Source organism: Streptomyces roseolilacinus (assembly GCF_014649335.1).
Lineage (GTDB): Bacteria > Actinomycetota > Actinomycetes > Streptomycetales > Streptomycetaceae > Streptomyces > Streptomyces roseolilacinus.
Map to the genome: position 1 here is coordinate 366,418 of NZ_BMSV01000007.1, position 12,426 is coordinate 378,843.

Annotated in this window: 12 protein-coding genes; 6 read left to right on the forward strand and 6 right to left on the reverse strand. The window is 76.1% G+C overall.

The genetic code is table 11. The features are described from left to right. Positions 1–43: 43 nt before the first annotated feature. The gene (locus tag IE106_RS19380; RefSeq protein ID WP_308427884.1) at positions 44–898 is read left to right on the forward strand and encodes a hypothetical protein; all 855 of its coding nucleotides are present in this window, start codon (positions 44–46) and stop codon (positions 896–898) included. An 835-nt stretch (positions 899–1,733) separates the two neighbouring features. Here IE106_RS19380 and cobT read toward each other — a convergent pair. Further along, on the reverse strand, positions 1,734–2,825 hold the full coding sequence (cobT, locus tag IE106_RS19390; protein WP_189535695.1) for a nicotinate-nucleotide--dimethylbenzimidazole phosphoribosyltransferase: 1,092 nt from the start codon (positions 2,823–2,825) through the stop codon (positions 1,734–1,736). Between the two features lie 30 nt (positions 2,826–2,855). Then, the gene (locus IE106_RS19395) at positions 2,856–4,055 is read right to left on the reverse strand and encodes a bifunctional adenosylcobinamide kinase/adenosylcobinamide-phosphate guanylyltransferase (protein WP_189535697.1); all 1,200 of its coding nucleotides are present in this window, start codon (positions 4,053–4,055) and stop codon (positions 2,856–2,858) included. A gap of 91 nt (positions 4,056–4,146) precedes the next feature. Here IE106_RS19395 and IE106_RS19400 point away from each other — a divergent pair, with 91 nt between their 5' ends. Next, the gene (locus IE106_RS19400) at positions 4,147–4,353 is read left to right on the forward strand and encodes a hypothetical protein (RefSeq protein ID WP_189535699.1); all 207 of its coding nucleotides are present in this window, start codon (positions 4,147–4,149) and stop codon (positions 4,351–4,353) included. A gap of 183 nt (positions 4,354–4,536) precedes the next feature. Here IE106_RS19400 and IE106_RS19405 read toward each other — a convergent pair whose 3' ends face one another. The 4 genes from IE106_RS19405 to IE106_RS19420 form a co-directional block, all read right to left on the reverse strand. Continuing rightward, positions 4,537–5,628: a S1C family serine protease gene (locus IE106_RS19405; RefSeq protein WP_189535701.1), complete on the reverse strand. Its 1,092-nt coding sequence runs from the start codon at positions 5,626–5,628 to the stop codon at positions 4,537–4,539. A gap of 82 nt (positions 5,629–5,710) precedes the next feature. Then, a complete protein-coding gene (locus IE106_RS19410) occupies positions 5,711–7,498 on the reverse strand; it encodes an ABC transporter ATP-binding protein (protein WP_229840594.1) in 1,788 nt (595 codons plus the stop codon). A 93-nt stretch (positions 7,499–7,591) separates the two neighbouring features. Beyond that, positions 7,592–8,326, reverse strand: coding sequence for a class I SAM-dependent methyltransferase (locus IE106_RS19415; protein WP_189535936.1), 735 nt, complete (start codon positions 8,324–8,326; stop codon positions 7,592–7,594). A gap of 59 nt (positions 8,327–8,385) precedes the next feature. Beyond that, entirely contained in the window at positions 8,386–8,982 is a 597-nt protein-coding gene (locus IE106_RS19420; RefSeq protein WP_189535703.1) for a DUF3043 domain-containing protein, read from the reverse strand. A 263-nt stretch (positions 8,983–9,245) separates the two neighbouring features. On the opposite strand from IE106_RS19420, the gene IE106_RS19425 reads away from it, so the two are divergent. The 4 genes from IE106_RS19425 (at position 9,246) to IE106_RS19440 (ending at position 12,348) form a co-directional block, all read left to right on the forward strand. Continuing rightward, positions 9,246–10,043 carry a PspA/IM30 family protein gene (locus tag IE106_RS19425; protein WP_189535704.1) on the forward strand — a complete coding sequence of 266 codons (798 nt, stop codon included), beginning with the start codon at positions 9,246–9,248 and terminating at the stop codon, positions 10,041–10,043. A gap of 13 nt (positions 10,044–10,056) precedes the next feature. Continuing rightward, entirely contained in the window at positions 10,057–10,338 is a 282-nt protein-coding gene (gene pspAA, locus IE106_RS19430; protein ID WP_189535705.1) for a PspA-associated protein PspAA, read from the forward strand. A gap of 73 nt (positions 10,339–10,411) precedes the next feature. After that, positions 10,412–11,644 carry a sensor histidine kinase gene (locus tag IE106_RS19435; protein ID WP_189535706.1) on the forward strand — a complete coding sequence of 411 codons (1,233 nt, stop codon included), beginning with the start codon at positions 10,412–10,414 and terminating at the stop codon, positions 11,642–11,644. After that, positions 11,641–12,348, forward strand: a complete 708-nt coding sequence (locus tag IE106_RS19440; protein WP_189535707.1) for a response regulator — start codon at positions 11,641–11,643, stop codon at positions 12,346–12,348. The genes IE106_RS19435 and IE106_RS19440 overlap by 4 nt, the downstream gene beginning before the upstream one ends. Positions 12,349–12,426 lie beyond the last annotated feature (78 nt).

A 12,426-nucleotide genomic window follows, 5' to 3' on the forward strand; every position in this document is an offset into this window, starting at 1 on the left:
GCCGGGTAAATTGCGCATGACGCCTGATTCCGGACGGGGTGGCATGGATCACTGGTTCACCCGCAACATCGTCGAGCCGGGCAAGCTGCCGCTGCTCCTCGCGCTGTCCTCCTTCGTGCTGACGTTCCTCGCCACCCGGACCGTCACCCGGCTCATCCGCGCCGGGCGGGGCCCCTTCCGCGACGTCACCACCGGCGGCGTCCACATCCACCACGTGGTCCCCGGCGTCGTCCTCACCCTGGTCGGCGGCTTCGGCTCGATCGGCGCGCGGGGGCAGGTGGCCGCCGCCGTCTGCGCGCTGCTGTTCGGGATCGGCGCCGGGCTGGTCCTCGACGAGTTCGCCCTGATCCTCCACCTCGCCGACGTGTACTGGACCGAGCAGGGCCGCAAGAGCGTGGAGGCGGTCGTCCTCACCACCGCGCTCGTCGCCCTGGTCCTGGGCGGCTCCTCACCGCTCGGCGTGGACTCCCTGACGCCGGAGGAGCGGAGGGACCGGGCGAACGTCCTCCTCACGGTCGGGACGAACCTGCTCTTCGTGGTCGTCGCCCTGCTGAAGGGCAAGTTCCGCACGGCCGTCATCGGGGCGCTCGTGCCGTTCGTCGCCCTCGTCGGCGCCCTGCGGCTGGCCCGCCCCGACTCGCCCTGGGCGCGGCGCGCCTACCGCCGCCGCCCGCGCGCCCGGGCCAGGGCGGGGCTGCGGGCCTACCGCCACGACCGGCGCTGGGCGGGCCTCACCCGCCGCTTCCAGGGGGTGGTCGGCGGTTTCCCCGACCACGCACCGGCCCCGGACGGCCGCGTACCGCCCCCGTCCGGCGGGGACGGCGGTCCGTCCGGCGGGAAGGGCGATCCGTCCGGCGGGAAGGGCGATCCGTCCGGCGGGGACGGCTCCCCGCCCTGACGCGGGCGCGGGCGCCGCCGCCGGCGCCGGGCCGCCACCCCGTACGCCACCACGGCCGCCGCCAGGGCCGCCAGGTGCTCCTTGCCCGCCAGGTTCGGCTTGACGACCACCTCGACGACCATGGCGACGATCACCAGCCACCCCGTCAGCCACGCCCGGTACCGCCAGCACACGAACACCGCCAGCCCCACCACGGCCGCCGACGGGCCCGTGTCCACCACCCGGGCGTCCGAGGCGGGCAGCCCCAGCGGGGTGTCCGGGCCCAGCGCGACACCGAGCCGCGCGTACGTCGTCCCGGCCAGCGTCGCCGTGTACGCCACGGCCAGCGTCCGCGCCCGGCCCAGACAGGTCTCCGCGATCCCGAACACCACCAGGACCTGCGCGAGCGCCCCCCACACCGGCAGGTCGAGCGCCGGGACGAACAGCGACAGCGGCGTCCGCAGCAGCACCTGCCACACCGGGTCCTCGGCCCGCACCGACCCGATCGCCTGCACCGGGCCGTACCCCCACGGCTGGTTCTGCACCAGCTGGAACAGCGCCGTCAGGCACACCGCGCCCAGCGTCAGCGGTACGGCCCGCCACCCGCGTCCGGCCAGCGCCGCCCGGACGGTCCCGAACAGCGGCCCCCACTCGCGGCGCGCGTACCCCCGCGCCGCCGGGCTCATCCGGCGGCCCCGGGCCGCGACGGCGGCGCGGGGCGCGCGGCGGCGCGCCCCGACCGGGCTGATGCTTCGGCGGTCAACCGGATCTCCCCACGCAACGCGATCGACCGGGGCATCGCGTGCCATGGCGGACGCCGGGTGCGGCCCCGCGGGGCGGGGCCGCACCCGGGACGTCAGTCCGAGCCGTCCTCCCCGCGCGCGTCCCGCGGCTCCGGCTGGTCGGGCCGTTCCGGCAGCTCCGCCGCGAGTGCCGCGGCGGCCTGGACGAGGGGGAGGGCGAGCAGTGCCCCGGTTCCTTCGCCCACAGTGACGCCGTGGTCGAGCAGCGGGTTGAGCGCCATCCGGTCCAGCGCCTTCGCCTGCGCCGGCTCCCCGCTCACCTGCCCCGCCAGCCACCAGTCGGGCGCCCGGAACGCGGCCCGCTGCCCGACCAGCGCGCACGCCGCCGACACGACGCCGTCCAGGATCACCGGCGTCCGCCGCACCGCGGCCTGGAGCAGGAACCCGGTCATCGCCGCGACGTCCGCGCCGCCCACCGCCGCCAGCAGCTCCAGCTGGTCGCCCAGCACCGGCCGCGCCCGGCGCAGCGCGTCGCGGACCGCCGCGCACTTGCGCATCCACGCCAGGTCGTCGATGCCCGCGCCGCCGCGCCCGGTCACCACGGACGCGTCCGTCCCGCAGAGCGCGGCGATCAGGGTGGCGGCCACCGTCGTCCCGCCGACGCTCAGGTCGCCCAGCACCACCAGGTCGGTGCCCGAGTCGGCCTCCTCGTCGGCGATCGCCATGCCGAGCCGCACCGCCCGCTCGGCCTCCTCCGCCGTCAGGGCGTCCTCGACGTCGATGCGCCCGCTGCCGCGCCGCACCCGGTGCCGCACGACCTCCTCGGGCAGCAGCCCCGGGTCGCAGTCCAGGCCCGCGTCCACGACCCGCACGGGCACCCCCGCGCGCCGCGCCAGCACGGCCGCCGGGCCGACCCCGTCCAGCACCGCCCGTACCAGCGTGTGCGCCGTCCCCGCGGGGCGTCCCGACACGCCGAGCGCGGCCACGCCGTGGTCCCCGGCGAACAGCACGGCCTTCGGCCGCTCCACCGGCCGCACGGGCACGGCGCCCTGCGCGGCGGACAGCCACTCGCCGAGCTCGTCCAGACGGCCGAGCGCGCCGGGCGGGACGGCCAGCCGCTCCCGGCGTTCCTCGGCGTCCCGGCGGATGCCGCTGTCCGGGCGCTCGATCAGTTCGGAGAAGTCGTCGAGATTCAGCCTGCTCATTCGCGGAACAGTACCGGGCCCGCGCGGCGGTCAGCCGCGCAGGACGAGGACCTGGCCCGACACCGCGAGCAGCACCTGCTCGCACTCGTCCGCGAAGGCCGCGTTGAGCCGCCCCAGCTCGTCCCGGAAGCGCCGCCCGGCCGCCGTCGCCGGCACGACGCCGGAGCCCACCTCGTTGGTGACGGCGACGACCGTGCGGGGCGTGGCGCGGACGGCGGCGACCAGTTCGGCGACCCGCTCCCGCAGCGCCTTCTCCCCCGTACGGGCCCATGTCTCGTCGTCCCACGCGCCGACCCGGTCCATGGCGTCGGTCAGCCACAGCGACAGGCAGTCGACCAGCAGGGGAGGCCCGTCCGCCGCCAGCAGCCCGGCCACCTCGCAGGTCTCCTCGGTGTGCCAGGAACCGGGCCGCCGCTCCCGGTGCGCGCCCACCCGGGCCGCCCACTCCGCGTCGCCGTCCCGGCCGCCGCCCGTCGCCACGTACACGACGTCCGGGTACGCCTCCAGGCGCCGCTCGGCCTCCAGCGACTTCCCCGAGCGGGCGCCTCCGGTGACCAGCGTGCGGCGGGGCGGCGACGGGGCCTCCCGGTACGCGCCGACCGTGAGGGCCGTCCCGTCCGGCACGGCCCTGGCGCCGGCCGCGGCGAGCCGCCGGTCCAGCTCCGGGCCGGGCGGCACGTCGTGGTCCAGGTGCACGGCCAGCACGTCGGTCTCCCGGCCCACCGCGCCGGCCGCCCGCAGCCGGGCCAGCGCGTCCGGCCGCCCGGTCACGTCGAGGGCGACCAGGTCGTACGGGCGCCGCCGCGCGGCCGCCCCGGCGGGGGAGGCGCCCGGCGGCAGGTACAGCAGCCGCACCCCCTCCGGGGACGTCACCTCGTAGCCGGTGCCGGGCGCGTCCATCGGCACCGCCCGGACGCGGTGCCCGCTGATCAGCGTCAGCTCCCGCCCGTCGGGGACGCGGCCCGCGGACGGCAGCCCGGCGGGCAGCTCCACGGGCGGCCCGTCGTGCGGGTGTGTCAGCAGCACCTGCCGCACGCCCGTGAGGGTGTGCCCCGCGCGGGCGGCGGCCAGGGCGGCGCCCGGGGTGAGGTCGAGCAGCAGCGCGCCGTCCACGAGCAGCGAGGTCGCGGAGCGCGCGTACGGGCCGCGGGCGGTGGCGCACGCGGCGCAGGGGCAGCCGGGTCGGGGCAGTCCGGCCGGGGCTCCGGTGCCGAGCAGAGTCAGTTCCACGTACCCGATCCTCCCGCGAGCCCCGCGCGACTGCGCGCCCGGCTACGCTGCGGGCAGGAACCAGCACAGGTGCAGGACCCGGGAGGCGCACATGGCGTGGACGTGGCGGTTCGAGAAGTCCGACGGCACGGAGGTGGAGCCGGCGGTGAGGCCGGAGGAGTTCACCACGCAGGGGGACGCGGAGTCCTGGATCGGCGAGACGTGGCGCGACCTGCTGGAGGGGGGCGCGGACCAGGTGACGCTCTTCGAGGACGGCGCGAAGATCTACGGCCCCATGCCCCTGGACGCCGAGTCCTGACCCCCGCCGGACCGGACCGCCGCGGGCGGCCGGTCCGCCGGGCCCGGTGAGGGCGGGAGCCCCCGGGCCGGACGGGGCCGAGACCCCGGGGGAGGGGGCGCGGCGGACCGGCCGGACGCCCCCTCCCGGGCCCCGCGCATCGCGCGGCCGCCCGCGCGGGGCGCCCCGCAGTGGGCGCGGGGGTCACATCTCGCCCAGGGTCACCCGCGCCGTCCGCGCGCGCCCCCCGCGCACGTACCGCACGTCCACCTTCTGCTCCGGCTTCAGCGAGGCCAGCGCCTCCAGCAGCGACGTGATCGTCGTGATCTCCGCATCCCCCACCCGGGTGATGATGTCGCCCACCCGCATCCCGGCCTCCTGGGCCGCCCCGCCCTCCAGGACGCGCTCCACCGCGACCCCCGCCGGGCGGTAGGCGTCGTCCAGGACCGTGCGCCCGGAGATGCCCAGCGCCGCCCGCCCCGAGTCCCGTACGCTGCCGAACCGCACGATCTGGTCGGCGACCGTCCGCACCATCGACACGGGGATGGCGAAGCCGATCCCGGGCGCCGCGCCCCCGCCCGTCTCGGGGTCGACCGCCGCGAGCGTCGGGATGCCGATGACCTCGCTGTTCAGGTTGACCAGCGCGCCCCCGCTGTTGCCGGGGTTGATCGGCGCGGACGTCTGCACCATGTTGCCGATCGTCGCGCCCGTCCCCCCGCCGGCGCGGCCCTCGCTGACGGTGCGGCCGATCGCGGAGACGATGCCCTGCGTGACGCTGCCGGTCAGCCCCAGCGGCGAGCCCATGGCGAGGACGATCTGCCCGACCTCCACCTTCGCCGAGTTGCCGAACCGGGCCGGGCGCACCCCCTCGGGCGGGGGGCCGTCCAGTTTGATGACGGCGAGGTCCTGGTCCGGGTAGCTGGAGATGAGCCGCGCCGCGAGGGGCTGCTCCCGGGTGGCGACCGTGACGCGGAAGCTGCGGGCGGAGCCGACGACGTGGGCGTTGGTCACGATGTGGCCCTGGTCGTCGTAGACGACCCCCGAGCCCAGGCTCTCGCCCGCCTCGATGGTGACGACCGACGGCAGCACGGCCTTGATCACGGCCTGGTACTCGCTCTGCAGGTCGCCCGCCTGCCGCGGCGCCTGCGCCCGTGCGGTGCCCGTCACCCGCGGCCCGGCCGCCGCGGGCCCGGCGGGCGGCAGGGCGGTGGTGCAGCCGCCCAGCAGGGCGACCGCGCCCACTCCGGCGACGAGGGGCAGCGACAGCGCACGCACACGCGACAGTAGGGCGTCCATGTCCGGAGTATCCCTTTCATCCCTCCGTCCCTGCCCGTGCAGCGCACCCGATCAGGGGGGCCCGCCCCCGTCCCCGGCCCGGCTACCCCCGCGTCGCCAGGAACTGCGTCGCGGCCAGCTCCGCGTACAGCGGATCACCGGCCACCAGCTCCGCGTGCGTGCCCACCGCCCGGACCCGGCCCGCGTCCATCACCACGATCCGGTCCGCCAGCGTCACCGTCGACAGCCGGTGCGCCACCACCAGCACGGTCACCTCCCGCGCCACCTCCGCCACGACGTCCCGCAGCGCCAGCTCGTTGACCGCGTCCAGCTGCGACGTCGCCTCGTCGAGCAGCAGCAGCCGCGGCTTGCGCAGCAGCGCCCGGGCGACGGCGACGCGCTGCCGCTCCCCACCGGACAGCTTCGAGCCGCGGTGCCCCACGACCGTCTCCAGCCCGTCCGGCAGCCGCTCCACCAGCGCGTCCAGCCGCGTCCGCACGAGCACCTCCCGGATCTCCTCCTCGGTCGCGCCGGGCGCGGCGAACACGAGGTTCTCGCGGAGCGTCCCCGCCAGGACCGGGGCGTCCTGCTCGACGTACCCGATGGCCTCCCGCAGCGCGGCGACCGGCCAGTCCCGCACGTCCCGGCCGTCGACGAGGACCCGGCCGCCGGTCGCCTCGTAGAACCGCTCGACCAGCCCGAACACCGTCGTCTTGCCCGCGCCGGACGGTCCGACGAAGGCGGTCATGCCGGGCCCGGGCACCTCGAACGACACCCCGTGGTGCACGTACGGCAGGTCGTCCCGGTACCGGAAGGCGACGTCCTCGAAGACGACCGACGCCGGCCCGCCCCCGCCCACCGCGACGGCCCCCGTCCCCCGCTCCGGGTCCTCGGCGGCCAGCCGCTCCGCCTCCTCGATCCGGGCGATCGCCGCGGACCCCACCTGGTACTGCGTCACCGCCTCGACCAGCGCCGACACCGGCTCGATCAGGTAGAAGAGGTACAGCAGGAACGCGATCAGCTCCGCGACGCCGATCGCCCCCGAGGCGACCCGCGCCCCGCCGATGCCCAGCACGGCCAGGAACGACACCTGCACCGCGAGCCCCACCGACGACCCGGCCAGCGCCTGCCACTTCGCGGCCCCCACCCCGTGCCGCCACGCCTCGTGCGCCGCCGCCTCCACGACGGCCGTCTCCCGCGCCTCGGCGCCCGACGCCTTCACCGTGCGGAACGCCCCGAACGCCCGCTCCAGACGGCTGGATATCTCCCCGACCGCCGCCTGCGAGCGCCGCGTCGCCTCCGCGATCCTCGGCATGACCAGCGCGAACGCCCCGCCGATCAGCACGATCACGCCCAGCGTCACGCCGAGCAGCACGGCGTCCATCAGCAGCATCATCGCGAGCGTGGCGAGGAACCCGATGCCCCCGGTCACCGCCGAGACGACCGACCGCGTCGTCACGGCCCGCAGCAGCGTCGTGTCCGAGGTGATCCGCGACATCAGGTCGCCGGGCTGGGTCCGCTCCACCTCCGCCAGCCGCAGCCGCAGCAGCCGCCCGATGAGGGAGCGGCGGGCGGCCAGCACCACCGACTCGGCGGTGCGCTCCAGGACGTACGACCCGACCGCCTGGACCGCCGTCCCGGCGACCACCAGCACGGTCAGGCCCAGCAGGACGCCCGTGATCGGCTCCTCCCGGCCCAGCCGCTCCACCAGGGCCTTCGCGGCCAGCGGCTGCGCCAGCCCGGTCACCGTGCCGACCAGCGCCAGCAGGGTGCCGAGGGCGATGACCGCGCGGTGCGGCCGGAAGTGCCGGTACAGGGCCCGCCACGTCTCGCGTGCGGGCAGTCGGGGCGTCTGCGCCCCGGCGTCGATTGCGCCTTCACCAGTGCTCACACCGACAAGGACGCGAGGATCGCGCGCCCGCCTGTCCGGGGGACCCGGCCGATCCGCCGGGTCCCCCGGACAGGCGGGCGCGCGGGGGCGGGGTCAGCCGCGGACGCCGCACAGGTGCAGCAGCGACGCCACCCGGCGGTACGGGTCGGTGCGGCCCGCCCGGTCCTCGGCGGCCAGCAGCCGCTCCAGCTCCTGCGCCGCGGGCAGGCCCTCGTCCCGGGGCACCGTGTCGGTGAAGACCCGCACGCCGTACCAGGTGTGCAGCGGCGCCGCGATCCCGGCCAGCGTGGCCGTCAGCGTCTCCAGGCGGTCGGCGCGCGTCGGCACCCCGAGGTCGCTCATGCAGGTGTCCGAGTCGAACGCGGCCAGGGCGGCCGGCCAGTCCCCGCTCAGCCCCGGCCGCATGGCCAGCGCGTCCGCGTTCCGTACGACCAGGGACAGCAGGCCGCCGGGCGCCAGCATCCGGGCCAGCCCGGCCAGCATGGCGTCGGGCTCGTCCACGTACATCAGGACGCCGTGGCACAGCACGACGTCGAAGCTGCCCGGCAGGAAGTGCACGCCGGTCTCCCGGCCGTCGCCCTCGATCAGCCGGAACCGCTCGCGGATGCCGGCCGGCTCGGAGGCCAGCGCCTCCCGGGCGACCCTCAGCATCTCGGGGTCCGACTCCAGCCCGGTCACCGTGTGCCCGGCCCGGGCCAGCCGCAGGGCCTGCGTGCCCTGGCCCATGCCGACGTCGAGTATCCGCAGCCGCTGCCCCACCGGGTAGCGGCCGCCTATCTGCTCGTCCAGCTGACGCGCGACGAGCTCCTGGCGGACGGTGTCACGCAGTCCGCCGAGCCCCCCCAGCCACTCCGCCGCCGTGCCTCCGCATCCGGAGACCGCGGTACTCAGGGCCGCTCTCCCCGTTTGACCTGCGGCTTGGGCAGCCGCAGCCGGCGCATCTGGAGCGAGCGCATCAGGGCGTACGCCACGGCGCCGCGCTTCGGCTCGTTCGGGAAGCGCTGCTTCAGCTGCTTCTTCAGGCGGATCGACAGGCCGATCGAGTCGACGACGATCAGCACGATCACGCCCAGCCACAGCATCGTGGCGATCGTCTGCATCTGGCCGACCTGGATCACCGACAGGACGAGGATGACCACCGCCAGCGGCAGGAACATCTCCGCGACGAAGAACCGCGAGTCGACGAAGTCCCGCACGAAGCGGCGGACCGGCCCGCGGTCGCGGGCGGGCAGGAAGCGCTCGTCACCCGTCGCCAGCGCCTCGCGCTGGCGGGCCAGGTCTGCGCGGCGGGCCTCGCGCTGGCGGCGCATCGCCTCCTTGCGGTCGAGCGTCGGCGTCACCGCGCGGCGGCGCTGGGACTGGGCCTCGCTCCGCTTCGGCGTCGGGCGGCCCTTGGGGGCCTGCGGGTTGCGGGGCTGCGTGGAGAGGTCCGCCGTCACCTTGCCGGTGGGGGCCTTCTCATCCTTCGAACGGCTACGGAACACAAATCCCAAGGGTACGGGGTGCCGCGCATGGACCCCACCCCGGCGGGGAACGATCCGGCAACAGCCTGCGTCCCCGTCGTCGGGGCCCCGGACGGACCCCCGACGATCATCTACTCCCTGCGCCGGAGGGAAGCCGCCGGCAGTCGTCCTTGGGGAGGAGCGCAACAGCGCTCGAACAGTGCGGTAATGGAGGCAGGGCCCGTACTGTGGGTTCTGTCGGAGTGCTGCAGCCGAAGTCGGTCAGAAGGGGGCGCGCGAAGCCCATGAGCGGTGTCATGAAGCGTATGGGGATGATCTTCCGCGCGAAGGCGAACAAGGCCCTGGACCGGGCCGAGGACCCGCGCGAGACCCTCGATTACTCCTACCAGAAGCAGCTGGAGCTGCTCCAGAAGGTGCGCCGCGGCGTGGCGGACGTGGCCACCTCCCGCAAGCGCCTCGAACTCCAGCTGAACCAGCTGCAGAACCAGTCCGCCAAGCTGGAGGACCAGGGCCGCAAGGCGCTGGCGCTCGGCCGCGAGGACCTCGCCCGCGAGGCGCTGTCCCGGCGCGCGGCGCTGCAGCAGCAGGTGACCGACCTGGAGACGCAGCACCAGACCCTCCAGGGCGAGGAGGAGAAGCTGACGCTCGCCGCGCAGCGGCTGCAGGCCAAGGTCGACGCCTTCCGCACGAAGAAGGAGACCATCAAGGCCACGTACACGGCGGCGCAGGCCCAGACCCGCATCGCCGAGTCCTTCTCCGGCATCTCGGAGGAGATGAGCGACGTCGGCGTCGCCATCCAGCGCGCCGAGGACAAGACCGCGCAGCTCCAGGCCCGTGCCGGCGCCATCGACGAGCTCCTCGCCTCCGGCGCCCTGGACGACCACTCGGGCCTCGCGAAGGACGACATCCAGGCCGAGCTGGACCGCCTGTCGGGCGGGACGGACGTGGAGCTGGAGCTCCAGCGCATGAAGGCCGAGCTGGCGGGCGGCACGACCCCGCAGCAGGCCATCGAGGGCGCCGACGAGCGGCAGCAGGGCCAGGGCCAGGGCCAGCAGGCGCGGCCGAGGTTCGACAAGCAGTGAGGACGGGCGCGTCATGATCGTGAGGATCATGGGGGAGGGCCAGGTGCGACTGGCCGAGGGCCACCTCGCCGAGCTGGACGGGCTCGACGACGAACTGCTCGCCGAGATGGAGACCGGTGACGCCACCGGTTTCCGCCGGACCCTGCACGCGCTCCTGGACCGCGTCCGCGAGCTGGGCGACCCGCTCCCGGACGACTCCCTGGAGCCCTCCGAGCTCATCCTCCCGTCCCCGGACGCCACCCTGGAGGAAGTCCGCTCCCTCCTCTCCGACGACGGCCTGATCCCCCCGCTGTAGCGGCCGTGGGCGGCGGGCCCGGCCCGCCGCCCGCCCGCCGCCCGCCCCGGCGGGCCGGGGCTACCCTCTCGGTGTGCCGGCACAAGGAAACGCCCTCGCCCGCTGCCGCGACCGGCTGCGCGCGCACCCCCTCGCCTTCGACGCCCTCCTGGCCGCGGCCGTCCTGGGGGCCATGGTCCTGGGCTCCTTCGCCGACCCGCACGGCGACGGCGCGGGCCCCACCTTCACCCGCACCCCGCGCCCCACCAGCGTCCTGCTGATGGCCGCCGGCGCCGCCGCCCTCGCGGCGAGGCGCCGCGCGCCCCTGCGGGTCCTCGCGGTCACCGGCGCGATCACGGTCGCGGAGTTCGTCGCCGGCGACCCGCCGGCCCCGGTCTCGATGAGCGCCGTCGTCGCCCTGTACACCGTCGCGTCCCGCACCGACCGCCCCACCACCTGGCGGGTGGGCCTGGCGACGATGACGGTCCTGACGGCCGCCGCCATGTTCTTCGGCTCCTCCCCCTGGTACACCCAGCAGAACCTGGGCGTCTTCGCCTGGACGGGCATGGCCGCCGCCGCGGGCGACGCGGTCCGCAGCCGCCGCGCGTTCGTCGACGCGATCCGGGAGCGCGCCGAGCGCGCCGAGCGCACCCGGGAGGAGGAGGCCCGCCGCCGCGTCGCCGAGGAGCGCCTCCGCATCGCCCGCGACCTCCACGACGTGGTCGCCCACCACATCGCCCTGGTCAACGTCCAGGCGGGCGTCGCCGCGCACGTCATGGACCGGCGCCCCGACCAGGCCAAGGAGGCCCTGGCGCACGTACGGGAGGCCAGCCGCTCCGCGCTGGACGAGCTGCGCGCCACGGTCGGCCTGCTCCGCCAGTCCGGCGACCCGAAGGCCCCCACCGAGCCCGCGCCCGGCCTGGCCGTCCTCGACGACCTGCTGGACACGTTCCGCCACGCCGGCCTGCCCGTACGGGTGGCCCGCACCGACCACGGCACGCACCTGCCCGCCGCCGTCGACCTCGCCGCGTACCGGATCATCCAGGAGGCGCTCACCAACGTCCGCAAGCACGCGGGCACGGACGTCACCGCCGAGGTGAGCGTCCTGCGCGTCGGCCGGACCGTCGAGGTCACCGTCCTCGACGACGGCGGCGGCCCCGCCCCCGCGCCGGCGGACACGGCCGGCGGGCACGGCCTGGTCGGCATGCGGGAGCGGGTCACCGCCCTCGGCGGCGCCCTCACCACGGGCCCCCGGTACGGGGGCGGCTTCCGGGTGCAGGCGATACTGCCCCTCACCACACGCTCCGGGGAGGACCTGGTCCCATGACGACGACCGAGCCGATCAGGGTGCTGCTCGCCGACGACCAGGCCCTGCTCCGCAGCGCGTTCCGGGTGCTGGTCGAGTCGGAGCCGGACATGCGGGTCGTGGGGGAGGCCTCGGACGGCGCCGAGGCGGTCGCCCTGACCCGCGCGGCCTCGCCGGACGTGGTCCTGATGGACATCCGCATGCCCGGTACCGACGGCCTCGCCGCCACCCGCGAGATCACCGCCGACCCGGCTCTCGGCCACGTCCACGTGGTGATGCTGACGACGTTCGAGGTCGACGAGTACGTCGTGCAGTCGCTGCGCGCCGGCGCCTGCGGCTTCCTGGGCAAGGGCGCCGAGCCGGAGGAGCTGCTGAGCGCCATCCGGATCGCCGCCGCCGGGGACGCCCTGCTGTCGCCCGCCGCGACCAAGGGCCTGATCGCCACGTTCCTCGCCCAGAGCGGGAACGGCGGCCCCGCGGCGGACTCCGGCGGCCCCGGCGCGCACGCCGAGCGGCTGTCCGGGCTGACGGGCCGTGAGCGGGAGGTCCTCGTCCACGTCGCCGCCGGACTCTCCAACGACGAGATCGCCGAGCGCCTGCGGGTCAGCCCGCTCACCGTCAAGACCCACGTGAACCGGGCCATGGCGAAGCTCGGCGCCCGCGACCGCGCCCAGCTGGTCGTCATCGCCTACGAGTCGGGGCTGGTACGTCCGAGGGTGGACTGAGACGCCGCCCCGCGTACTCCGTACGCGGTACGCGCCGCGCCAGGAATGGACCTGGGGGCGAGGGAACACCCCTCCCCG